Source organism: Sphingomonas sp. PAMC26645, from assembly GCF_004795835.1.
Taxonomy (GTDB): Bacteria; Pseudomonadota; Alphaproteobacteria; order Sphingomonadales; family Sphingomonadaceae; genus Sphingomonas.
Map to the genome: position 1 here is coordinate 1288318 of NZ_CP039249.1, position 24360 is coordinate 1312677.

The window sequence follows — 24360 nt, forward strand, 5'->3', positions numbered from 1 at the left end:
CGGCCCCTAACGGGAGAACAAAAAGTGACCATCGCGGCGGTGGAAGGCGCGCTTACGGTCATATCGCATATGGCTATGCGAGGGTTGTTCTACCAGCGATTGGGTCCGCCCCCGAACGCAACCCCAAGAGATTGTGCCAAAGCGCGAAGAGACGCAAGGGGGTGCGGGGGTGGTCGGGGGCTCGGTTCGTCGCGTTCGCGTGCGGGTTGGCCGGGCGGGATATTCGCGACGCGTGGACTTCTGCGGGGTTCAAGATGTGCAAGGGGGCGAAGCGGGAACGAAAAATTATTTCGGCGGGGAAGATGGCAAATGTTGCTTCGGGGGGGGGTGGGAGTGGGGCTAGATATGGGGGGACCGCTCTAGTTCCCCCGCGAAGGCGGGGGCCCAGGAGCCACGAACGTCGTCCTGCTCGATTCCTGGACCCCCGCCTTCGCGGGGGAACGGCATAGGGCGTTCGTCCTTTTCCGAATAAGAGCACCACCCCGCCAAAGCCTCACCACCCCGGCGGAGGCCGGGGCCCAATTGGGAAACGTCGCCAACTGAGCGTAGCGCGTCGTTACTGCGACCTTTCCACTTGGGCCCCGGCCTTCGCCGGGGTGGTGGCAATCGTGAGGTGGTGGTGATCGTTGGAGTGGGGCGTGGGGAGGGCAGCGCTTGGCGGCCCGCTATCTTTCGATCGCCTTACCCCTCGATCATCGTCCGGATCTGCGTCGCCAGCGCTTCCATCGCAAACGGCTTGGTGATCATCGACATACCCGGCTCCAGGAAGCCCGACGCCAGCGCAGCGTTCTCCGCATAGCCCGTCATGAACAGCACGCGGAGCCCCGGACGCAGCGCACGACCAGCATCCGCAACCTGCCGACCGTTCAGTCCTGGTAGGCCGATGTCGGTGACGAGCAGGTCGATCCGCTCCATCGTCCGCAGCTTGTCGAGTCCGGCCGGACCGTCGTGCGCCTCGACTGCCCGGTAACCGAGCTCGCCCAATACCTCGACGATCAGCGCGCGGACGACCGAGTCGTCCTCGACCACCAGCACGATCTCGCCCGCATCGGTGACGTGGTCCTGCGTCAGGCCGGGAAGCGCTTCGTCCTGCTCCGCTTCGCCGTAGTGACGCGGCAAATACAGCTTGATCGTCGTGCCCTGGCCGAGCTCGCTATAGATTCTCGCATAGCCTTCGGACTGGCGCGCGAAGCCGTAGATCATCGACAGGCCGAGGCCGGTACCCTGGCCGATCGGCTTGGTCGTGAAGAACGGCTCGAATGCCTTGGCGATCGTGTCGGCGGACATGCCGGTGCCGGTGTCCGACACGCAGATGCACACGTAATGGCCCGGCCGGACGTCGCGCTGGCTGGCGGCGAAATGGTCGTCGAGGTGCGCGTTGCAGGTCTCGATCGTGAGCTTGCCACCGTGCGGCATAGCGTCGCGCGCGTTGATGACGAGGTTGAGCAACGAGTTCTCGAGCTGGTTGGGATCGCACAGCGTCGTCCACAGACCACCGGCGAGCACCATCTCGAGTTCGATCTGCTCACCCGTGGTGCGACGGAGCAGGTCCTCGAGCGACGCGACCAGCGGGTTGACCTTGACCGGGCGTGGATCGAGCGGCTGGCGGCGGGAAAACGCCAGCAGGCGGTGGGTCAGCGAGGCGGCGCGGTTCGCGGCGGCGGTCGCGCCGGTGATGAAGCGATCGAGCTCGCCGACACGCCCTTGCGCGACGCGGCGCTGGACGATCTCCAGGCTACCCGTGATGCCTTGCAGCAAATTGTTGAAGTCATGCGCGATGCCGCCGGTGAGTTGCCCGACCGCCTCCATCTTCTGTGCCTGGCGGAGGGCCTCCTGCGCCTCGATCAGTTCCTGGGTGCGATCGCGCACGCGCTGTTCGAGGTCGGCGTTGAGCGATTGCAGGTCGCGTTCGAGCCGCTTGCGGTCGGTGACGTCCGCGCCTTCGACGAAAATGCCGACGACCGCACCGGTCGCGTCGCGGATCGGTTGGTAGACGAAATCGACGTAGCGATCGTTGACCGAACCGCCGGGTTCAGCCTGAACCGCATAGAGCATGCCCACCGCCGTGAACGCTTCGCCTGTCGCATACACATCGTCGAGCAGGTCCAGAAACCCCTGTTCGACCGCGTCGGGCAACGCCTCGGCAACGGTTCGGCCTAGCATCTCTCGGTGGCCGACCAGCTTGTCGTAGCCGGGGTTGGTCAGCTCGAACCGGTGCTCGGGCCCGCGCAACATCGCCATGAAGGTCGGCGCCTGCGCGAACATCTGGCTCATCCGCTCGCGCTCGTCACGCAGCGCGCGTTCGGTCTGGACGCGCTCGGTGCTTTCGTAGGTCGAGCAGAACATGCCCGCGATCGCACCGCTTTCATCGCGGACGGGCGAGTAGGAGAAGGTGAACCAGGCATGCTCGTCATAGCCCTTGCGGTTGGTGACGAGGGGCAGGTTTTCGAAGAACGACGCTTCGCCCGCCAGCGCCTTATCGACCAGGGGACTGATATCGCTCCAGACATCCGCCCACACGTCGGCGAACTGCTGGCCGAGCGCCTGCGGGTGCTTGTCGTGCATGATGCGGGCATAATGGTCGTTGTAGAGGAAGCCGAGTTCCGGGCCCCAGGCGAGGCACATCGCGAATTCGGACGCGAGCATCAGCGACACGATCGAGCGCAGCGACTGCGGCCAGTGCTCGATCGGCCCCAGCGGCGACGTCGACCAGTCATGCGCGCGGATCATCGCGGCCATCTCGCCGCCACCGGTCAGGAAATCGGCCTCGGCCGTCTGTGTGGTCATCTCAAATTCCTGCCGGGTCGCACGCCGGGCCGAATTTTACGCCGGTGCGGGTTCGATACGGGCGGTCGATACGGGGACGCGTCGCGCGTTTCCACCGGTTCGCGGGCAGGTCGGCGGGTCATCGGCACAGTTCGTCGGCCAATCGCGTCAGGCTGTCGACGCTGTAATCCCAGTCCTGTGCTGCATCCGCGTCGGGTGCAGGGCGGCCGCCATATTCATGCGGGCGGTCGACATAAGCGGTCTGCAGGCCGGCGGCGCGCGCCGCGGCGAGGTCGCTGTGGTGCGCGGCGACCAGGCAGAGTTCGCCCGGGGCAATGCCGAGAAACCGCGCGGTGGCGAGGTAGGATTCTGGAAGCGGCTTGTAGACGCGGCTGACTTCGGCCCCGAGGATCGCATCCCAGGGCAGACCGGCGCGGCGCGCCATGTCCAGCATCAGCGCGATGTTGCCGTTGCTCAGCGTGACGATCGGATACCGCGCCTTGAGGCGGGTGAGACCCTCGACCGAGTCGGGCCAGGGATCGAGCCGGTGCCAGGCGTGAGTCAGGTCGGTGAGCGTGGCCTCGTCCAGCGTGGCCGGGTCGACGCCGTGGTGACGGAGCAGGTCTTCAAGTGCCTCGCGGTGGAGCGTGTCGAGAATGACGAACGGCCGCCGTCCGCTGCGGACCTCCTCGAGCGCCGGTTGATAGCGTTTGCGCCAGCCGTCGGCGAAGCGGTGCGGGTCGATATCGGTGCGGTCGAGGCGCGCGAGCACGGGCGCGGCGTCGCGCGCGATGCCCGAGCGCCAGTCGACCACGGTGCCGAACACGTCGAACGCGAGGGCTTTGTTCGGGGCGCGATGTACCATGGGGGTGAGACGGTGGGAGGCGGCGGTTGGTTCCCGGGAACGGGAGACTTCCGGGCTCTTGCGCAGGCCGTCGTTGAGCGGGGATTCTTACGCTCGGTCCCTTACGTTGACCCACCCCGGCGGAGGCCGGGGCCCAATTGGGAAACGTGGATTGGCGAACGTCGTTCGCTGTTACGACGACCTCTCCAATTGGGCCCCGGCCTCCGCCGGGGTGGTGGACTTTTACCGTTCTCCCGCGAAGGCGGCAGTCCAGGAGTCGCAAGCGGTCGCGCTGCTTGATCCTGGGCCCCCGCCTTCGCGGGGGAACTAGAAAGCAGACGTACCCGCCTCGTTTGATATGTCCCTACCCGTAGGGGAACTCAAACGCCGTTTTGCCTAACTCACCCAGCCCGGCGAAGACGCGCGGAGTGGCCCTGGTTCAGTCGTTCCAGGTTGAACGCCTCGTGGAACTCGATGCCCGCCTTGCCGGCGCGCGCCCAGCGGATCCGGGCGCCGAACATCTGGTCCTCGACCAGTTCAATCTCCAGTTCGACGCCGTCGGGGTTGCCGTCGATCCGCAGCCCGTCGAGCATCGCGCCCGAGGTCGAGATGTCGCGGATGCGGACGTCGCCGCGGACCCCGTCAATCGCGATCCGGGCGGAGCGCAGCATCTTGGTGCGCGGCGCACGGCTCACCTTGAAGCCGCTCGCGGCGGCGGTGCCGTTCTCGACCCCCAATTGCCGCAAAGCCTCGTCCGCGCGGACCGGGCGGCCATAGACATAGCCCTGGATATGGCTGCACCCGAGGTCGCGGATCAGGTCGATCTCGTCCTGCACCTCGACCCCTTCGGCGGTCGTCTCCATGCCGAGGGTGTCGGCGAGCGTGACGATCGCCTTGATGATCGCGGCATTGCGGTTGCCGGGCTCGGCCGCACCGCGCACGAACGACTGGTCGATCTTGATCTTGTCGAACGGCGCGTTGCGTAAGTAGCCGAGCGACGAATAACCGGTGCCGAAATCGTCCAGCGCAAGCCGCACGCCGATCCCCTTCAGCGCCTTGAACATCTGTTCCGACGAGCGCGTCTCGTCGAGGAACACGCCTTCGGTGATCTCCAGTTCGAGGCGGCCCGCGGCGATCCCAGACTGGGCGAGCGCGCTGGTGACGAGCGAAGGCAAAGCAGGGTTGGCGAACTGGATTGGCGAGACGTTGACCGCGACGCGCACCGAGCCGGGCCAGCGCGCCGCCTCCAGGCACGCGGTCCGCAGCACCCATTCGCCGATCGCCTCGATCAGCCCGCATTCCTCCGCGACCGGGATGAAGTCGGCGGGCGAGACCAGCCCGCGGGTAGGGTGATTCCAGCGGATCAATGCTTCGTAGCCGACGATCTGCGCCGATTTCGTGCTGACGATCGGCTGATAGCAGAGGTGGAACGCGCCGTCGGAGATCGCCGCGCGCAGATCGTCCTCGAGCAGTTTCCGCGTGCGCGCGCCGGTTAGCATGTCGTCCGAATAGAAGCGGTGGACACCGCGGCCGTCGGCCTTGGCGGCGTACAAGGCGAGATCAGCGTTGCGGACCAGCGTCTCGGCATCGTCGCCGTCGTCGGGTGCGATCGCGATGCCGATCGAGCAGCCGATCGTGACCGACGTCCCGCTGATGAAATAGGGTTCGGACAGCGAGGCGATCACTTCGCGGGACAGCGCGGCGAGCGTGTCGCGGTCGGCGATGCCGGGCAGCACGACCTGGAACTCGTCGCCGCCAAGCCGCCCGACCAGCCCCGCGTCCGCAATCCCGCGCTGGAGCCGCTGCGCGACCTGTTTCAACAGCGTGTCACCCGCCTGGTGACCAAGCGTATCGTTGACCGCCTTGAACCGGTCGAGATCCATCAGGAACAGCGACGTCGCGCGGTACGGACCGGTCTTCTGCGCGAGCGTCTCGTCGAGCGACGAGCGCATCCGCTGGCGGTTGGCGAGCCCGGTGAGCCCGTCGAACAGCGCCAGCCGCGTGATCTCAGCCTCGGACTTGCGTTGTTCGGTCAGGTCGCGGCCGGAGCCGATGAACCCCTGGAAGCGCCCGAGATCGTCGACCACCGGCCTCCCCGAGATCGACCACCAGCGTTCGCAATCGGGCGAGGTCGCGGCGCACACCGAATAGTCCGAAAACGACGTGCGCGAGGCGATGTGGAAGGCGAGCGTCCGTTCGGTGCCCGGCGCGTCGTTGTCCATGCGGAACAGGTCGGTGAGCGGTTGCCCGACCGCGTCGTCGGCGAGGCCGAGTTCGTCGGTCACCTTGGCGGACAGATAAGTCAGGCGGCCCTGGCGGTCGGCTTCCCAGAACCAGCCGGTACCTTGGTCCTCGAATTCGGCGACCATCCGGATCGCGAGCCGGCCTTCGTTCGCGTTCTCGGCACGGTTCAGTTCCTGCGCGACGTCGATCCGGGCGAGGCGGTGCGCGACGATCCCCAGACAGCCGAGGAAGACGATCGCGACCAGCAGCGGCATACCGATCCCCGCGCATATCGCGAGCATCACGACGATCCCGACGCCGAGCCCGAGCGTCGCCGCGCGGACCGCATGGACGCTGACCGCGGTCACGGCGATTAGGCCCAGCACCGCGACGCAGCAGGCGAGTTGCAGCGACCCCGACGGGGCGCGCGCGACGGTCCACAGAAGTGACAGGGACAGCGCTGCGACCCCCGCGACCCCAACGGTAAGCGCGCGGTTGCGCTTATAGGCAGGCCATTCGCGCAATCCCGGCAGTCGCAACACGCCGAACACGCCTGCGGACAGCGCGGCCAGGATTGCGGCATGGATGCCGATCGACGGGACGATGGTGCCAAGACCGGCGGCGGGCGGCGCGATCAGCGCAAGCGCGACGAGGAGGGCACAGGCGACCATCTGCGTGGCGATCGCGATCGGCCAGGTTTCCGCGACCTGCGCGAGCTTGCGATCGAGGAGTTCGGCAACCTGTTCGCGCGCATCCTCGCCAAGCCCGAACACGGCGGGGGCTGGCGATCGATCGCGCGCGCGGCGATCCGCGACGGGGAGGGGGGCGTACATCCAACCGTTCTGACTGGAATATCTTGCTGATACGGTAAGATCGGCGCGACGCGAAAAAAACTTCGCCCGCTCAGTGCGTTATAAAGGCGGAGGGAACGGAGTTGCGTCTGGCTCTTCCGTTCCCTCCCACGTTTCAGTCCGTTTCCGGCCGCGGTGCGCCGCTCATGGTCACCGGTTGCGGCCCGCCGGCGGTGGCTTCAAGCGTCGAATCGCCGCCCAGCACGCGGTACAGCGTCACGCGGTTGCTCGCGCCGACGAGCTGCGTCGCGACGAGGTTGCGTTGCGCGGTGTAGAGCGAGCGTTGCGCGTCGAGCGAGTTGAGGAAGGTGTCGATGCCGCCGCGATAGCGCGCGTCGGACAGGCGATACGTGTCCAGCGCCGCTTCGGAGAAGTTCTGGTTCGCCTTCAACTGGTCGGCGATCGTGCCTTGGCGTGCGAGCGCGTCGGCGGTTTCCTGGAACGCGGTCTGGATCGTCTTCTCGTAGGTCGCGAGCGCGGCGTCGCGTTGCGCCTTCGAATAGGCGACGCCGGCGATCCCGGCACCGGCGCGGAAGATCGGGTAGCTGACCGAGGGCGCGACCGAATAGTTGAACGCGCCGCCGCTGAACAGCGAGGTCAGCGACGTGCTGGCGAACCCGAGGATGCCGGTCAGCGAGATCTTCGGGAACAGTTCCGCGCGCGCTGCGCCGATTTCGGCGTTGGTGGCGCGGAGCTGGTATTCCGATTCGACGACGTCGGGTCGGCGCAGGAGGATGCTGCTGTCGAGCCCGGCCGGCAGCGTGGCGACGGTCGGCAAAGCCTGCTCGATAGACGCGGGCAGCAGGCTGGCGTCGACCGGCGCGCCGACCAGCAGTTGCAGCGCGTTGACGTCCTGCGCGAGCGCGGTGAGTTGCTGCGCGAGGTCGGACTGCGCGGTGAACAGGATCTGCTGCGCCTGACGGAGATCGGTGCGCGGGGCGACGCCGCCGCGCAGCCGCGCGTTGGTCAGCGTGACGCTGCGCTGCGAACTCGTCACCGTGTCCTGCGCGATCTTGAGCAGGCTCTGGTCCGACGCGTAGGTCAGCCATGCATCGGCGATGTCGCCGACGAGCGTCAGGCGGGTGGCGCGCGCGGCGGCTTCGGTCGCGAAATAGCGATCGAGCGCGGCGCTGGTCAGCGAACGGATGCGGCCGAACAGGTCGAGCTCGAACGCGGTGGTGCCGAGGTCGACCGAGAAGGCGCTGTTCGAGCTCGACGAACTGACCACCGATCCGGTGCCGGTGCCGGTCCCACCTGTACCGGTCCCGGTGCCCGTGCCAGTCCCGGTTCCAGTGTTGCCGGTGCCTGTTCCGGTCCCGCCTGTTCCCGTACCGCCCGTTCCGCCGCTCGTAACGGTGTTGCGGGTACCCCTGCCGCCCCCTGAATAACTGTACCGCCCGCTCGCATCGACCTGCGGCAACAGGTCGGCGCGCTGGATGCGGTATTGCGCGCGGGTCGACGCGATATTGGCGGCGGCGACGCGGAGATCGCGGTTGTTGGCGAGCGCCTGGACGATGATCTGCTGGAGCCGCGGGTCCTTGAAGACGTCGCGGTAGGTGATCGCGGGCAGCGCTGCCTCGGACTGGCGCAGATACGCGTCGCCGACCGGGAGCGACGGCGGCACGGGAAGCTCGGTGCGCGCGTATTTCGGCGCGAGCGAGCAGCCGGCGAGCGCGGTCGACGCGGCGAGGATCAGGACTAGCGAGCGCATCATGCGGGCTCCGGCCGGTGAGGGCCCTGTGGTTCGGGTGGTCCGTTGTGATCGCCATCAGATCCGTGGCCATCATGGTCGTGGTCGTCATGGCCCTGGAAGCCGGTCGGCTTGCCCCGCAGCTTGGCGATGCCGTCGCGCGCGCCGCGGCGGACGAGAACGAAGAACAGCGGGATGTAGAAGATCGCGAGGATCGTCGCGGTCAGCATGCCGCCGACCACCGCGGTCCCGATCGCGATACGGCTGTTCGCGCCCGCACCAGTCGACAGCGCCAAGGGCAACACGCCGAGGATGAACGCGAACGACGTCATCAGGATCGGGCGCAATCGGATCTTCGCCGCGGACAGTGCCGCCTCGATGACGCGCTTGCCCTTCTTCTCCTCTTGCTCGGCGAACTCGATCATCAGGATCGCGTTCTTCGCCGCCAGCCCCATCGTCGTCAGCAGGCCGATCTGGAGATACACGTCGTTGATCAACCCCCGCAGCGTGACCGCGAGGATCGCGCCGACGAGGCCCAATGGGATCACCAGCAGCACGGCAATAGGGATCGACCAGCTTTCGTACAGCGCGGCGAGGCACAGGAACACGACCAGCAGCGACAGCCCGTAAAGGATCGGTGCCTGACCCGAGGACAGGCGTTCCTGATACGACAGGCCGGACCATGCGACCGACGTGCCGGGGATCTGCCCAGCAAGCTCGGCGATCCGGTTCATCGCATCGCCCGAGCTGACGCCTGGCGCGCCCGAGCCCTGGATCTCGTATGAGGCGATGCCGTTGAAGCGCGAGAGCGTCGTCGGCGCTTGGCCCCAACTCGTCTTCGCGAACGACGAGAACGGCGCCATCTGGCCGTTCGATCCGCGCACGAACCACTGGCTGAGGTCCGATGGCTGCGCACGGAACTGCGCGTCGCCCTGGACATAGACGCGCTTGACGCGGCCGCGGTCGATGAAGTCGTTGACGTATTGCCCACCCCAGGCGGTCGACAGCGTCGAGTTCACGTTCGCCTGTGTGAGACCGAGCGTCGACAGCTTCTGCTGGTCGGCATCGACACGCAAGGTGGCGACATCGGGCAGCTCGGTCAGGCGGATTGCGGTCAGCGACGAGTCGGCGCGGGCGAGCGCGAGCAGCTTGTCGCGCGCGGCGTTGAACTCGATCTGGCTAAGCCCGCCGGCGTTCTGCAACTCCATCGTGAAGCCGTTCGACGAACCGAGACCGCGCACCGCCGGTGGCACCAGTGAATAGACCTGCGCGTCACGGAAGCCGGCGAACGCCTTCGATGCGCGACCGGTTATCGCCTCCGCGGTGTTTTCCTTGCCCTTGCGATCGTCCCAAGGCGCGAACGCGATGAAGCCTTGCCCCGTGTTCTGGCCACTTGCGCCGCCGCCGCCGCCACCGCTGACGGTGAACATCGTGCGGACGTTGGCCTTCTCGTTGGTGTAGTAATATTGCTCGATCTGCTTCTGCAGCGCAAAGGTGCGGCCTTGCGTGGCGCCCGCCGGAAGCTGGAACTGGACGATACCCGAGCCCTGGTCCTCGGTCGGCAGGAAGCCCGTCGGCAGCCGCAGGAACAGCACCGCGAGCACCGCGACGATCACCGCGTAGATCAGCAGGAACAGCCACTTCCGGTCGATCACCGACTGGACCGCACTGGTGTATTTCTGCGTGCCCTTCTCGAACCCGTCGTTGAACTTGTCACCGGCGCGCGTGAAAAAGTGCGCGACCTTGGGGAATTTGCGTTCGCCCCAGCTCTTCTCGGTGTTGCCCTCGGCGTCCTTCTGCTTCTGCTTGAGCAGCGTCGCGGTGAGGGCAGGCGAGAGGATGAGCGCGACGAGCACCGACAGGACCATCGCCGAGACCATCGTCAGCGAGAACTGGCGGTAAATCACGCCGGTCGATCCGCCGAAGAACGCCATCGGCAGGAACACCGCCGACAGCACGAGCGCGATCGCGACCAGCGCGACGGTGATCTCGTTCATCGATTCGATCGTTGCCTCCCGAGGCGTCATCTCGGGATTTTCCTCCATCAGGCGCTCGACGTTCTCGACCACGACGATCGCGTCGTCGACCAGCAGGCCGATCGCGAGCACGAGCCCGAACAGCGTCAACGTGTTGATCGAGAAGCCCGCGAGATAGAACACGCCGAACGTGCCGAGCAGCACGACCGGGACCGCGATCGTCGGGATCAGCGTCGCACGCCAGCTCTGCAGGAACACGAACATGACGATGACGACGAGGATGACCGCCTCGATCAGCGTCTTCACGACTTCGTCGATCGACAGCTTGATGAAGTCGGTGGTGTCGTTGGCGTAGGCGAACTTCAGGCCGGGCGGGAAGCTCTTGGCCGACTTGGCGACGAACGCCTTGACCAGTTCGGCGGTCTTCAGCGCGTCGGCGCCCGGCGCGAGCAGCACGGCGATACCGGCGCCGGGATGCGCATTGACGCGGCTGCGCGCATTGTAGTTCTCCGCGCCCAGCTCGATCCGGGCGACGTCGCGCAGCTTGACCACGGCGCTGTCGTTGGTGGTCTTCAGGATGATGTTGGCGAACTGCTCGGGCGTCTGGAGGCGCGACTGTGCGGTGACGGTCGCGTTGAGCATCTGCGTGTCGGGCTGGGGTTGGCCGCCGAGCTCGCCGGCGGCGACTTCGGTGTTCTGCGCCTGGATCGCGGTGGTCACGTCGCTCGGGATCAGCTGGTAGCTCGCGAGTTTGTTCGGGTTCAGCCAGATCCGCATCGCGTATTGCGCGCCGAACACGTTGCTGTCGCCGATCCCCGGGATACGGCCGAGCGGGTCCTGCAGGTTCGAGACGAGATAGTCCGAGACGTCCTGGTTGGTCAGCTTGTCGGTCTCGTCATAGACGCCGACGATCAGAAGGTTGTCCGGATTCGACTTGCGGACGACGAGGCCCTGTTGCTGGACCTGCTGCGGCAGGCGGGACAGCGTCTGCTGGACCTGGTTCTGGACCTGGACCTGCGCGATGTCGGGATCCGTGCCCTTCTCGAACGTCACCGTGATGTTCACCGAGCCGCGCGACGACGAGGACGAGCTGAAATAGATCAGCCCGTCGATACCCGTCAGCGACTGCTCGACGACCTGCGTGACGCTGTTCTGGATCGTCTGCGCGTTGGCACCAGGGAAGGACGCGCGGACGGTCACCTGCGGCGGCGCGACGTCGGGGTACTGCGCGATCGGCAGGCTCATGATCGCGCCAATGCCGCCAAGCATCACGATGATCGCGAGCACCCAGGCGAAGATCGGGCGATCGATGAAGACACGGGATAACATAAGGGCTTAGCCGGCCTTTTTCTGGCTGGAGTCGCCACCGGAGGAGTCACCCTTGGGCGCTTCGATCTTCTGCGCGGTGTTTTCCGGCACCGGCTTCACGCCCTGGTTCGGCGCGATCTTCGACAGGCCCTGCGTGATGATCTTGTCGCCGGGGTTGAGCCCACTCGTGACCACCCAGAACGCGCCCTGCGTGCGGTCCGCCTTGATCTTCTTCTGCACCGCCTTGTTGTTCGCACCGACGACATAGACCGTCGCATTGCCCTTCGCGTCGCGCGACACGCCAGCCTGCGGCACGAGGAACGCGCGCTGGTTGATCGCCTGGGCGAACTTTGCCTGGACGAACATGCCGGGGAGCAGCAGCCCCTGCGGGTTGGGGAAGCGCGCGCGCAACGTCACGGTGCCGGTCTCGGTGTTGACCAGCGCTTCGGCGAATTCGACCGTGCCCGTGGCGCCGTATTCGCTGCCGTCCTCGAGCGTCAGGCGGACCTCGGCGCGGGTCGCGACGATGCCGTTCTGGCCAAGCGACCGGCGGAGCGCGAGCAGGTCGCCGGAGGATTGCTGGATATCGACGAACATCGGGTCGAGCCGCTGGATCTGCGCGAGCGGATCGGTCTGCGTCGCCGAGACGAGCGCGCCGACGGTGAACAGCGAGCGGCCGATGCGCCCGGTGATCGGTGCCGGCACCGTCGTGAACTTAAGGTTGATCTGCGCGGTCTCGAGCGCGGCGCGGGTCTGCGCGACCGAAGCGGTGGCTTGGCGCGAGGTGGCGACCGCGTTGGTGTAATCCTGTTTGCTGATCGCCTCCATCTCGGCGAGCGGCTTGTAGCGCTGGGCGAGGATGTTTTGCGCCTGCTGGTTGGCGCGCGCGCTCTGGAGGTTGGCCTGCGCCTCGTTGGCGGCGGCGCGATAGAGGCGCTGGTCGATCTCGTAGAGCGGCTGGCCCTTCTTGACGAGCGTACCCTCGGTAAAGAAGCGGCGGCGGATGATGCCGGTGACCTGCGGGCGGACGTCCGAGCTCTCGAACGCGGTGGTGCGGCCGCTGAGTTCGGTGGTCATCGCGACGCTGGTCGGCTGGACGACGACGTAGCCGACGGTCGGCGTGCCCTGGCCCGGCTGGCCACCGCGGCCTGCCTTGCCTTGCGCCTTGTCGCCGCCGCCGGAGCAGGCGGCGAGCGCCAGTGCGGGCACCAGCAGGATGGCGCACTGCCGCGCAGAAAATCGTGTGGCTATCAAGTTTGGTATCCGCTCGCGATCGGTGGTGGCAGCTGTTGGTCGGCCTAAACCACGAGGATGTACCAGAAGTATGTCAGTTGAAAAGTAAGGGTTGGAAATAGGGAAGAAAGAGTAACCTGTTTGATTGTTTGGGGGGGAAGCGCCCCGGCAGACCAAGAAGATTGTTTCCCCGCGAAGGCGGGGATCCAGACTGGGAGTGCGGGGTCGGATCGTCCGCCGGACGATCCTTGTGCATGCGGGGCATGCACAACCCCGCACTCGCCTTCGCAGGAGAACAAGGAAGGGGCGCACTCCCGTATCCACACGCACGACCATACAGCCACGGCACCACCCTAGAGCCACGGCACCACCCCGGCGGAGGCCGGGGCCCAATTGGAGAGGTCGCGGTAACGAGGGACTGCGCTTCGTTAGCAACGTCCCCCAATTGGGCCCCGGCCTCCGCCGGGGTGGTGCTTTGTGTGGGAGTCCTTCAAACCAAATTGTCGCGAGGACGTTGAGCAGTGGTTGCCGGAACGAGCCCGGCATGACGGATGGGGTGGGCTGATGGCGTCGATCGATGATGACAAGAAGGCGGCTGCCATTGCGGCTGTGGCCGAGGTACAGGACGGGATGCTTGTCGGGCTTGGCACCGGATCCACCGCGGCGTTCGCAATCCAGGCGCTCGGCGACCGGGTCGCCGAAGGCCTGCAAATCCACGCCGTCGTCACCTCCGAAGCCTCCGGCAAACTCGCCCGCGAACTCGGCATCGAGATCCTCGACTTCGCCACCGTCGCCCATGTCGACCTCACGATCGACGGCGCGGACGAGATCGACTCGCGGTGTTTCGCGATCAAGGGCGCAGGCGGGGCGATGTTGCGCGAAAAGATCGTCGCCGCAGCCTCGGCACGGATGGTCGTGATCGCCGACGGCTCCAAGCGAGTCGACCGGATCGGCGCCGCCAAGCTGCCGGTCGAAGTGCTCCCCTTCGCCAGCGCCTACGTCATGCGCGCCCTAACCGACATCCGCGCCGCGCCCGTCATCCGTGACAACTACCGGACGGACCAAGGCAATCTCGTCATCGACTGCCACTTCGCCACCCTCGACGACCCACGTGCAACCGCCGTCACGCTCGCCGCGATCCCCGGCATTCTCGGCCACGGCCTGTTCCTCGACGAGGTCGATGCCGCGTATATTGCAACGAACGGCGTCGTTACGCGACTGGAACGGATGGGTGCATCCGACTAAAGGCATCCTATGTTGGCAACCAGATCGGATGCGCGGCGTTCGGTCACCGTCTAGAGCGAGGCTTCTTCCATGACCGATACCGCAACCGCCCCCACCAAGGCGGACCCCAAGCTGCACGAGGACGGCTCCCCCGAGCGTCTGGCGATCGATACCATCCGCACGCTGTCGATGGACGCGGTGCAGAAGGCCAATTCGGGCCATCCCGGCACCCCCATGGCGCTCGCGCCGGTCGGCTACACGCTCTGGTCGAAGTTCCTGCGCTATGATCCCAAGCACGCCGACTGGCCCAACCGCGACCGCTTCGTGCTGTCGGTCGGCCATGCGTCGATGCTGCTCTATTCGCTGATCCACCTCGCCAAGATCGAAGAGATCGACGCCGAGGGTAACAAGACCGGCAAGGAGGCCGTCAGCCTCGCCGACATCGAGCAGTTCCGCCAGCTGTCGTCGAAGACTCCCGGCCACCCCGAATATCGTCACACCACAGGCGTCGAGACCACCACGGGTCCGCTCGGCCAGGGCTGCGGCAATTCGGTCGGTATGGCGATCGCCGAGCGCTGGCTCGCGGCCCGCTATAACAAGGACGGTTTCACGCTGTTCGACCATGACGTCTACACGATCTGTGGCGACGGCGACATGATGGAGGGCGTCTCGGCCGAGGCTGCGAGCCTCGCCGGCCACCTCAAGCTAAGCAACCTGTGCTGGATCTACGACAGCAACCACATCTCGATCGAGGGCGCGACCGATCTCGCGTTCGACGAGGATGTCGGCCTGCGCTTCGACGCTTATGGCTGGAACGTCATCCACATCGACGACGCGAACGACACCGCCGCGCTTAGCCGCGCGATCGAGACGTTCAAGGCGACCACCGACAAGCCGACCTTCATCGTCGTGCATTCGGTCATCGGTTACGGCAGCCCCAAGGCGGGCAGCGAGAAGGCCCACGGCGAGCCGCTCGGCGAAGAGAATATCCGCATCACGAAGAAGGCTTATGGCTGGCCCGAGGACAAGTCGTTCTTCGTGCCGGACGGTGTAATCGAGCATTTCAACGGTGCGATCGCCGAGCGTGGCGCCAAGCTGCGTGACGAATGGGTCGCGCTGACCGACAAGTATCGCGGCGCCTATCCCGAGCTGTCCGCCGAGCTCGACCTGCTGCTCAAGGACGAGCTGCCCGAGGGTTGGGACGCTGACATCCCGACCTTCGAGGCGGATGCCAAGGGTGTCGCCAGCCGTGATTCGGGCGGCAAGGTGCTCAACGCGATTGCGGCGAAGGTGCCGTGGCTGATCGGTGGTTCGGCCGATCTCGCGCCGTCGACCAAGACCGACATCAAGGGCCAGCCCTCGTTCGAGGCAGAGAACTACGCCGGCCGGAACTTCCATTTCGGTATTCGCGAACACGGCATGGGCGCGATCGTCAACGGCATGGCGCTGTCGCACCTGCGTTCGTACGGCTCCACCTTCCTGGTGTTCGCCGACTACATGCGCGCGCCGGTGCGCCTGTCCGCGATCATGGAGGTCGGCGCGATCTGGGTGTTCACGCACGACTCGATCGGTGTCGGCGAGGACGGCCCGACGCACCAGCCGATCGAGCATCTCGCCACGCTGCGCGCGATCCCCGGCCTCGACACGATCCGTCCGAGCGACGCGAACGAAGTCGTCGCGGCATGGAAGGCGGTCCTCAAGGACGCCAGCACGCCAGCCGCGCTGATCATGTCGCGCCAGGCTCTGCCGACGCTCGACCGGACCAAGTACGCAAGCGCCGATGGGCTCGAAAAGGGCGGCTATGTCCTCGCCGACAGCGACGGCACGCCCGACGTGATCCTGATCGCGACCGGCAGCGAAGTGTCGCTGGTCGTCGAGGCGCACGAGAAGCTGACCGCGGACGGCGTGAAGAGCCGGGTAGTGTCGATGCCGAGCTGGTATCGCTACGAACTGCAGGACGCTGCGTACAAGGAAAGCGTGTTGCCGCGCGAAGTGCGGGCGCGCGTTGCGGTCGAGATGGCCGGGTCGATCGGTTGGGACCGCTATGTCGGGCTCGACGGCGCGACCGTGACGATGTCGACCTTCGGGGCTTCGGCACCGCTCGCCAAGCTGCAGGACAAGTTCGGGTTCACCGTCGACAATGTCGTCAAGGTCGCCCGCCAAGTGATGGAGACCAAGTGATGGGTGCGCTCAACGATCTCGAAGGCTTCGGCCAGGCGGTATGGCTCGATTTCGTCGACCGGAAGTTCCTGGAGGCCGGTGGTCTCCAGAAGCTGGTCGATGAGGATGGCCTGACCGGCGTCACGTCGAACCCGTCGATCTTCGAAAAGGCGATGGGTCACGGCGATGCCTATGACTCGACGCTCGCCGAATACGACAAGCAGCATGCCGGCGCCGCGACGATCGACCGCTACGAGCATCTCGCGATCCAGGACATCAAGGCGGCGGCCGAGACGTTGAAGCCCGTCTATGACAAGCTCGACGCGAAGGATGGCTATGTCAGCCTGGAGGTGTCGCCGTACATTTCGGACGACACCGACGCGACGATCGCCGAGGCGAAGAAGCTTTGGGGGATGGTCGACCGGCCGAACCTGATGATCAAGATCCCGGGGACGCTCGCAGGCGGTCCGGCGATCTCTTCGACGATCGCTAGCGGGATCAACGTCAACGTCACGCTGCTGTTCGCGCTCGATGCGTACATCCGCGTTGCCGAGGCGTATGCGGCGGGGCTCGAGGAGCGCGTGAAGCAGGGGCAGCCGATCGACAAGATCGCCAGCGTTGCGAGCTTCTTCGTCAGCCGTATCGACTCGTCGAGCGACAAGGAGATCGATGCACGCCTGGAGAAGGGCGACGCCGATGCCGAGGCGCTGAAGGCAGTGCGCGGCAAGGTCGCGATCGCCAACGCGAAGATGGCGTATCAATGGTATCTCGACTTCCTGAAGTCGGACCGCTGGCAGGCGCTCGCCGCCAAGGGTGCGCAGCCGCAGCGCCTTCTGTGGGCGTCGACCGGGGTGAAGGATCCGAGTTACCCGGATACGCTCTACATCGACACGCTGATCGGCAAGGATACGGTCAACACGATGCCACCGAAGACGATGGACGCGTTCCGCGACCACGGCACTGCGGCGGAGACGATCACGCAGGACGTCGAGGGCGCGAAGCACACGCTCGCCGAAGCCGAGCGCTTGGGTCTCGACCTCAATGGCGTGACCGGCAAGCTGGTCGAGGAGGGCGTCGCCTCGTTCGTGAAGGCGTTCGACGACCTGCTTGGCTCGATCGCCAAGAAGCAGCCCGCGACGGCGTAACGAACTGCTCCCTCTCCCCTTCGGGGAGAGGGCTGGGGTGAGGGGCTGCCACATGCGCCTCCGCCTGGAACTGCCCCTCACCCCGACCCTCTCCCCGGAGGGGAGAGGGAGAAGACAAGGATTTTACCATGAAGATCGGACTGATCGGCCTCGGCCGGATGGGCGGCAACATCGCGCGCCGGTTGATGAAGAACGGCCACGAAGTCGTCGCATTCGACCGCGATGCCGAAGCCGTGAAGAAGCTCGCCGCTGATGGCGCGATCGGGGCGGATTCGCTCGACGACATGCACGCCAAGCTCGACACCCCGGCGATCTGGTGGGTCATGGTCCCCGCAGGCGAGCCAACCGAGAGTACCGTCCAGGCGATCGCCGCGAAGTCGAATTCGGGCGACATCATCATTGACGGCGGCAACAGCTTCTACAAGGACGACGTCCGTCGCGCGAAGGAACTGGCCGAAAAGGGCATCCACTATGTCGACGTCGGCACGTCGGGCGGCGTGTGGGGCCTCGAGCGCGGCTATTGCATGATGATCGGCGGCGACAAGGAAACGGTCGACCTGCTCGATCCGATCTTCGAGACGCTCGCGCCGGGCATGGGAACGATCGTCCGCACGCCGGGCCGCATCGAAGGCCAGGCCGATCCGCGCGCCGAGAAGGGCTATATCCACGCAGGCCCCTCGGGTGCAGGCCACTTCGTCAAGATGGTGCATAACGGCATCGAATACGGCCTGATGCAGGCCTATGCCGAGGGCTTCGACATCCTCAAGGGCAAGTCGGGCGAACATGTCGTCGAGGAGGAGCGCTTCGACATCAACCTGACCGACGTCGCCGAAGTCTGGCGTCGCGGCAGCGTGATCTCGTCGTGGCTGCTCGACCTGTCGGCGATCGCGCTGGCAAAGGACGGCACGCTCGAAGGCTTCAGCGGCAGCGTCGCGGACTCGGGCGAGGGCCAGTGGACGATCGACGCGGCGATGGAGGAGAAGGTGCCGGCCAACGTGCTGAGCGCGGCGCTGTATGCGCGCTATCGCAGCCGCGTGGACCACACGTTCGGCGACAAGCTGTTGTCGGCGATGCGCTATGGCTTTGGCGGGCATGTCGAGATGCCGCAGTGAGCGGCGAGATGAGCGGGGCGATCAAGCTCCTCGTCTCCGATGTCGACGGCACGCTCGTCGACAAGGAGAAGAAGGTCACGCCCGCCACCGTCGACGCGGTCAAGCGGCTGAAGGCGGCCGGCCTCGGCTTCACGATCATCAGCGCGCGGCCGCGCTCCGGGATGATGCCGATCGCGGAATTGCTCGGCATCGACGAGCCGATGGGCGCGTTCAACGGCGGGATCGTGTTCAAGCGCGACGGCACCGTGATCGAGCACCACATGATCGACGTCGACGTCGTGCGCGGCGCGATGGAGATCATCGGTGACGCGCCGGTCGACACGTGGTTCTTCGCGGATGACGTCTGGTATGCCAGCACCGACCAGGGCGGGCATGTCGGCAGCGAGAAGAAGGCCTCCGCGCAGGACCCGGTGATCGTCTCCGACTTCACCGACCTGCTCGCCAAGGCCGACAAGGTGACCTTCGTCAGCGATGACGAAGACCTGTTGCGCGACCTGCACGCGAAGGTCGCCGCCAAGTTCGACACGCAGGCGACGATCGTCCAGTCGCAGACCTATTATCTCGACATCACGCCGGTGGCCGGCAACAAGGGCAGCGGGATCGAGGAACTGGCGGACGCGTTCGGTATCTCGTTGACCGAGACCGCGGCGATCGGCGATCAGGCCAACGACATCGCGATGCTCAAGCGCGCCAAGCTGGCGATCGCGATGGGCAACGCACCGCAAGCCGTCCGCGACGTCGCGCACGAGATTACCAGCGCGAACGATGCCGACGGCGTCGCGCACGCGATCGACACCTTCATCCTTACCGGAGTTTCCGCATGAAAGACCTCGTTGCCTTCGACCTCGATGGAACGCTGGCCGAGAGCAAGCAGCCCTTGCAGGAGCCGATGGGCGAGGCGCTGGCGAACCTGCTCGACGTCGCGCATGTCGCGGTGATCTCGGGCGGCGACTGGCCGCAATTCGAGAAGCAGGTCGCGTCGCGCCTGCCCGAGCGGGCCGATCGCACCAAGCTTTGGCTGATGCCGACGACGGGCACGAAGCTGTACCGGTTCGATGGCGAATGGCGCGCGGTGTACGCCGAGCTGTTCGAGGATGACGAGAAGCAGAAGATCCTCACGGCGTTCGACGAGTCGCTCGAGGCTACCGGGTTCGTGCCGGAGAAGACCTGGGGCGAGCGGATCGAGGATCGTGGTAGCCAGATCACGTTCTCCGCACTCGGCCAGGAAGCGCCGATCGATGCCAAGCACAGCTGGGATCCGGATTTCGCCAAGCGCAAGGTTATCCAGGCGGACTTGCAGAAGCGGCTGCCGGGGCTGTCGATCAACATGGGCGGCGCGACCTCGATCGACATCACGCGTGAGGGTGTCGACAAGGCGTATGGCCTGAAGAAGCTCAACGAGGCGAGCGGCATCGCGCTCGACAAGATGATGTTCATCGGCGACGCGATCTTCCCGGGCGGCAATGATTATCCCGCCGAGCAGCTTGGGCTTGACGTCGTGAAGGTGAAGAACGTCGACGGCACGCTGGCGGCGATCGCCGGGATCGTCGCGTGTCTGAAGTAAGGGCATGAGCGTCGCCTTTCGTCGTGAGAGTGACGAGGAACATCTCGAACCCAAGTTCGAACAGCCGATCGCGCCGGGGCCTAATCTGGTCACGGCGCGGGGGCTGCGGCTGCTCGGCGAGCGGGTGACCGAGATAGAGGCTGCGGTTGCGGCGGAGACGGACGAGGAGGCGCGCAAGCTTCTGCTGCGTGATTTGCGGTATTGGCACACGCGTCAGACGACCGCCGAACTCGCGCCTTCGCCGGAAGAGGACGAGGTCGGGATCGGTTCGCGCGCTCGTGTTCGGATGAACGGGGTTGAGCGGGTTATCGCGATCGTCGGTGGCGACGAGGCGGAGCCCGGCGAGGACCGGCTGGCGTTCTCGGCACCGCTGGCGCGCGCGCTGATGGGCGCGGCGGTTGGCGAGACGGTGGCGTTTGCGGACAAGCCGGACGCGATCGAGGTTCTGGCGATCGACAAGGATGACGGCTGATGGCTGAAGCGAAATTCGAACGGCATCGTCAGGCGTGGACGCAGGACGAAATCCAGAAGCTGCATACGCTGGCGAAGAAGGGCATGGCGTTGAAGGCGATCGCCAAGGCGCTGACTCGGAGCGAGGAGTCGGTGAAGGTTCGGGCGAAGGAGGATTCGCTAAATATCGCGAAGCTGCGGTAGCTTGTGCGGGCTTAGCCCTCTCCCCTCCGGGGAGAGGGTTGGGTGAGGGGCTGTTCTGGGCGATGCACTGCTTGGCTGCCCCTCACCCCGACCCTCTCCCCTGAGGGGAGAGGGAGCAGAAGGGCAGAGGGAGCAGAAGGGGCTGGCGTTATCGCGCTCTACGAGATCGTCGGAGGCTATCGCTCTTCCATATGACACCCTTCCGAAATGCCACCACCCCGGCGAAGGCCGGGGCCCAATTGGAAAGGTCGGAGTAACGGTCCGCGACATGCGTCATTGCCGTCCCCCAATTGGGCCCCGGCCTTCGCCGGGGTGGTGTTACCCGGCGGATCGGCACGATAACACCGACAGCAGATCGCCACCTATGTGGCCAATCCCGAACGCGCTACAGCGACCATCCCCTCTTGTTCTCCCGCGAAGGCGGGAGGCCAGTCTGGGTCCCCGCCTTCGCGGGGAAACAATCTTAAATGGCGGCCGCTGACCTGAGCCGCACGGAGCTACACTTGTCCGAATACGACGCGATTATCCTCGGCGCAGGCGCCGCCGGCCTCATGTGCGCCGCGGTCGCAGGCCAGCGCGGCAGAAAAATCTTGCTCGTCGATCACGCCGACCAGGCGGGCAAGAAGATCCTGATCTCCGGCGGTGGACGGTGCAATTTCACCAACGTTCACACCGCTGCCGACCGCTACATCTCCGCCAACCCGCATTTCGCCAAGTCCGCACTCGGCCGCTACACCGCGCAGGATTTCCTCGCGCTCGTCGAATCCTCCGGCATCGCGTGGCACGAGAAGACGCTCGGCCAGCTCTTCTGCGACGGCTCCGCGAAGCAGATCGTCGAGATGCTGCTCGACGAATGCGATAAGGGCCGCGTCGACCTGTCGCTCGGCCGCGCGGTCACCGGAGTCGACCACGCAGACGGGCGATACCGCGTCTCGCTCGACGGTCGCACCGTCATCGCGCCCGCTTTGGTCATCGCGACCGGCGGGCCTTCCATCCCGAAGATGGGCGCGACCGGGTTCGCATATGACCTCGCCCGCCAGTTCGGCCTGAAGGTCGTCGAGCCGCGCCCCGCGCTCGTCCCGCTGACGCTCGGCGGCGAGGAGACGCTGTTCCGCGAACTGTCCGGAGTCGCCGCTGAGGTCGTCGCCACCGCCGGCAAGACCGCCTTCCGCGAGGCGGCGCTGTTCACGCATCGCGGCCTGTCCGGCCCCGCGATCCTGCAAGTGTCGTCCTATTGGCGCAACGGCCAGCCCGTCGGGATCGATTTCCTCCCCGATCGCGAGTCCGGCTGGCTCCCCGCTGCCAAGCGTACCACGCCGCGCGCGACTCTGCGAAAATTGCTCGGCAGCACGCTCCCGGATCGACTCGCAGAGACTTTGAGCGACCGTTTAGGCATGACGAGCGAGATTTCCACGCTCACCGACCGCAAGCTCCAGGACGCCGAACGCGCGCTAAGCCATTGGCAATTCACGCCAAACGGCTCCGAAGGCTATGCCAAGGCCGAAGTTACCGCTGGCGGAATCAGCACCGCGGAACTCTCCTCGCAAACAATGCAAGCCAAACGCGTACCAATGCTGTATGCAGTCGGCGAAGCGGTCGATGTCACAGGGTGGCTCGGCGGCTACAACTTCCAATGGGCATGGGCGAGCGGGTGGGCCGCGGGTCAAGTCCTGTAGGGACCACCACGCCAGTGCCTTGCCGTTGCGTAAGCCGGCCACCAATTAGGACGTACATGCCTTTTACAAATATTCCGTCGCTTCTTTCCGAGGCGCTCGAAGCGCGCGGCTATACCGCGCTCACCCCCGTCCAGGCTCATGTGATCGAGGACAATGCGATCGGTCGCGATCTCGTCGTGTCGGCGCAGACCGGCTCGGGTAAGACCGTGGCGTTCGGCCTGGCGATGGCCGGCGAGCTGCTCGGTGAAGCCGGCGAGGACGGAGTCCAGCGCCTGCCCGCACCGCACAAGCCGCTCGTGCTCTGCATCGCGCCGACTCGCGAGCTCGCGCTCCAGGTCAGCCGCGAGCTGATGTGGCTTTATGCCAAGGCCGGTGCACGCATTTCGACCTGCGTCGGCGGCATGGACGCCTCGAAGGAGCGTCGTTCGCTCGCGCACGGCGCGCATATCGTCGTCGGCACGCCGGGTCGTCTGCGCGATCACCTCGAGCGTGGCGCGCTCGACCTGTCGGCCCTGAAGGTCGCGGTGCTCGACGAAGCCGACGAGATGCTCGACATGGGCTTCCGCGAGGACCTCGAGCAGATCCTCGATGCGTCGCCCGAAGCGCGTCGTACGCTGCTGTTCTCGGCGACGATGCCGCGGCCGATCGTCGCGCTGGCCAAGCGCTATCAGAAGGACGCGCTGCGGATCTCGACCGTCGGCGAGGATCGCGGTCATGGCGATATCTCGTACCAGGCCGTCACGGTCTCGCCGTCCGAGATCGAGCATGCGGTGATCAACCTGCTGCGCTTCCACGAGGCGGAGACGGCGATGCTGTTCTGCGCCACGCGTGACAATGTGCGTCACCTGCACGCGAGCCTGGTCGAGCGTGGCTTTGCCGCTGTCGCACTGTCGGGCGAGCATTCGCAGAACGAGCGTAACGCGGCGCTTCAGGCGCTGCGTGACCGTCGTGCGCGCGTCTGTGTTGCGACCGATGTTGCGGCGCGCGGTATCGATCTGCCGACGCTGAGCCTCGTCGTTCACGTCGAGTTGCCGCGTGACGCCGAGACGCTTCAGCATCGCTCGGGCCGTACCGGTCGTGCGGGCAAGAAGGGCACCGCCGTCCTGATCGTGCCGTTCCCGCGTCGTCGTCGTGTCGAAATGATGCTCCGTGGTGCGAAGATCAACGCGGAGTGGGTCAACGCCCCGACCGCGGAGGACATCCGAAAGAACGACCACGAGCGCCTGATCGGCATGCTGTTGCAGCCAGTCGAGGTCGAGGAGGAGGATCGCGCACTCGCCGTCCGCCTGATGGCCGAGAAGACGCCGGAGGATATCGCCGCCGCGCTGGTGCACATGCACCGTGCGACGATGCCGCAGGCCGAGGACCTGATCGACCAGAGCAAGCAGCCGACGCAGGACGAGCGTTCGCAGGGTCCGCGCGCGGGCTTCGAGGACACCGTCTGGTTCCGGATGGACATCGGTCGTCGCCAGAACGCCGATCCGCGCTGGATCCTGCCGCTGATCTGCCGTCGCGGGCACATCACGAAGTCCGAGATCGGTGCGATCCGTATCGGCCCGAACGAGACGGCGTTCGAGATACCGCGGGCGGTTGCTTCGCGGTTCTCGGCGGCGATCCAGCGTACGGCACAGGCTGGCGAGGAAGAGAGCGGCGTGGCGATCGAGGCGATGCAGGGCGCGCCGGAGAGCGGTGCGCGGCATGACGGCGGTGGCGGTGGTCGCAGCAATGCGAGCGGCCCCCGCTCGACGCTGCACCGTGCGGCCCCTCGTGGCGGTCCGGCTCCCGCGCGCAAGCCCCCGTACCGCGGCAACCGCGAGCGTAGCTAAGCTAGTACGATCCTCCCCCGCAAGGGGGAGGTGTCGCCGAAGGTGACGGAGGGGGAGGATACGCGACAGATGTGGTGGATGCCTCCCCCTCCGTCAGGCTACGCCTGC

Annotated in this window: 16 protein-coding genes; 10 read left to right on the forward strand and 6 right to left on the reverse strand. The window is 66.1% G+C overall.

Going from position 1 to position 24360, the window contains the following annotated elements:
- Nucleotides 1-681: 681 nt before the first annotated feature.
- The 6 genes from E5673_RS06005 to E5673_RS06030 form a co-directional block, all read right to left on the reverse strand.
- Nucleotides 682-2787, reverse strand: a complete 2106-nt coding sequence (locus tag E5673_RS06005; protein WP_210731813.1) for a PAS domain-containing protein — start codon at nt 2785-2787, stop codon at nt 682-684.
- A 118-nt stretch (nt 2788-2905) separates the two neighbouring features.
- On the reverse strand, nt 2906-3631 hold the full coding sequence (locus tag E5673_RS06010) for a haloacid dehalogenase type II (RefSeq protein ID WP_136189310.1): 726 nt from the start codon (nt 3629-3631) through the stop codon (nt 2906-2908).
- 380 nt (nt 3632-4011) lie between these two features.
- Nucleotides 4012-6666 (reverse strand): EAL domain-containing protein, encoded by a 2655-nt coding sequence (locus E5673_RS06015; protein WP_136189311.1) that lies wholly within the window; start codon nt 6664-6666, stop codon nt 4012-4014.
- Nucleotides 6667-6799: 133 nt separating this feature from the next.
- A complete protein-coding gene (locus E5673_RS06020) occupies nt 6800-8398 on the reverse strand; it encodes an efflux transporter outer membrane subunit (RefSeq protein WP_136189312.1) in 1599 nt (532 codons plus the stop codon).
- Nucleotides 8395-11679 carry a multidrug efflux RND transporter permease subunit gene (locus E5673_RS06025; protein WP_136189313.1) on the reverse strand — a complete coding sequence of 1095 codons (3285 nt, stop codon included), beginning with the start codon at nt 11677-11679 and terminating at the stop codon, nt 8395-8397. The genes E5673_RS06020 and E5673_RS06025 overlap by 4 nt, the downstream gene beginning before the upstream one ends.
- 6 nt (nt 11680-11685) lie before the next feature.
- Nucleotides 11686-12912, reverse strand: coding sequence for an efflux RND transporter periplasmic adaptor subunit (locus E5673_RS06030; RefSeq protein WP_247599606.1), 1227 nt, complete (start codon nt 12910-12912; stop codon nt 11686-11688).
- Between the two features lie 543 nt (nt 12913-13455).
- Here E5673_RS06030 and rpiA point away from each other — a divergent pair.
- The 10 genes from rpiA (at nt 13456) to E5673_RS06085 (ending at nt 24252) form a co-directional block, all read left to right on the forward strand.
- Nucleotides 13456-14136: a ribose-5-phosphate isomerase RpiA gene (gene rpiA / locus E5673_RS06035; RefSeq protein ID WP_136189315.1), complete on the forward strand. Its 681-nt coding sequence runs from the start codon at nt 13456-13458 to the stop codon at nt 14134-14136.
- Between the two features lie 69 nt (nt 14137-14205).
- Entirely contained in the window at nt 14206-16296 is a 2091-nt protein-coding gene (gene tkt / locus E5673_RS06040; protein ID WP_136189316.1) for a transketolase, read from the forward strand.
- Nucleotides 16296-17420 carry a transaldolase gene (gene tal, locus E5673_RS06045; RefSeq protein WP_136189317.1) on the forward strand — a complete coding sequence of 375 codons (1125 nt, stop codon included), beginning with the start codon at nt 16296-16298 and terminating at the stop codon, nt 17418-17420. The genes tkt and tal overlap by 1 nt, the downstream gene beginning before the upstream one ends.
- Nucleotides 17421-17548: 128 nt before the next feature.
- Nucleotides 17549-18532: a phosphogluconate dehydrogenase (NAD(+)-dependent, decarboxylating) gene (gene gnd, locus E5673_RS06055; protein ID WP_060527244.1), complete on the forward strand. Its 984-nt coding sequence runs from the start codon at nt 17549-17551 to the stop codon at nt 18530-18532.
- Nucleotides 18529-19356, forward strand: a complete 828-nt coding sequence (locus E5673_RS06060) for a Cof-type HAD-IIB family hydrolase (RefSeq protein WP_348769890.1) — start codon at nt 18529-18531, stop codon at nt 19354-19356. The genes gnd and E5673_RS06060 overlap by 4 nt, the downstream gene beginning before the upstream one ends.
- Nucleotides 19353-20096: an HAD-IIB family hydrolase gene (locus E5673_RS06065; RefSeq protein ID WP_136189320.1), complete on the forward strand. Its 744-nt coding sequence runs from the start codon at nt 19353-19355 to the stop codon at nt 20094-20096. The genes E5673_RS06060 and E5673_RS06065 overlap by 4 nt, the downstream gene beginning before the upstream one ends.
- A 4-nt stretch (nt 20097-20100) precedes the next feature.
- Complete coding sequence (locus E5673_RS06070) at nt 20101-20568, forward strand: GreA/GreB family elongation factor (RefSeq protein ID WP_136189321.1); 468 nt, start codon at nt 20101-20103, stop codon at nt 20566-20568.
- Entirely contained in the window at nt 20568-20750 is a 183-nt protein-coding gene (locus tag E5673_RS06075; RefSeq protein WP_055881387.1) for a hypothetical protein, read from the forward strand. Before E5673_RS06070 ends, E5673_RS06075 begins: the two co-directional genes overlap by 1 nt.
- Before the next feature lie 467 nt (nt 20751-21217).
- The gene (locus E5673_RS06080) at nt 21218-22426 is read left to right on the forward strand and encodes an NAD(P)/FAD-dependent oxidoreductase (protein ID WP_136189322.1); all 1209 of its coding nucleotides are present in this window, start codon (nt 21218-21220) and stop codon (nt 22424-22426) included.
- 56 nt (nt 22427-22482) lie between these two features.
- On the forward strand, nt 22483-24252 hold the full coding sequence (locus tag E5673_RS06085; RefSeq protein WP_056055171.1) for a DEAD/DEAH box helicase: 1770 nt from the start codon (nt 22483-22485) through the stop codon (nt 24250-24252).
- Nucleotides 24253-24360: the final 108 nt, after the last annotated feature.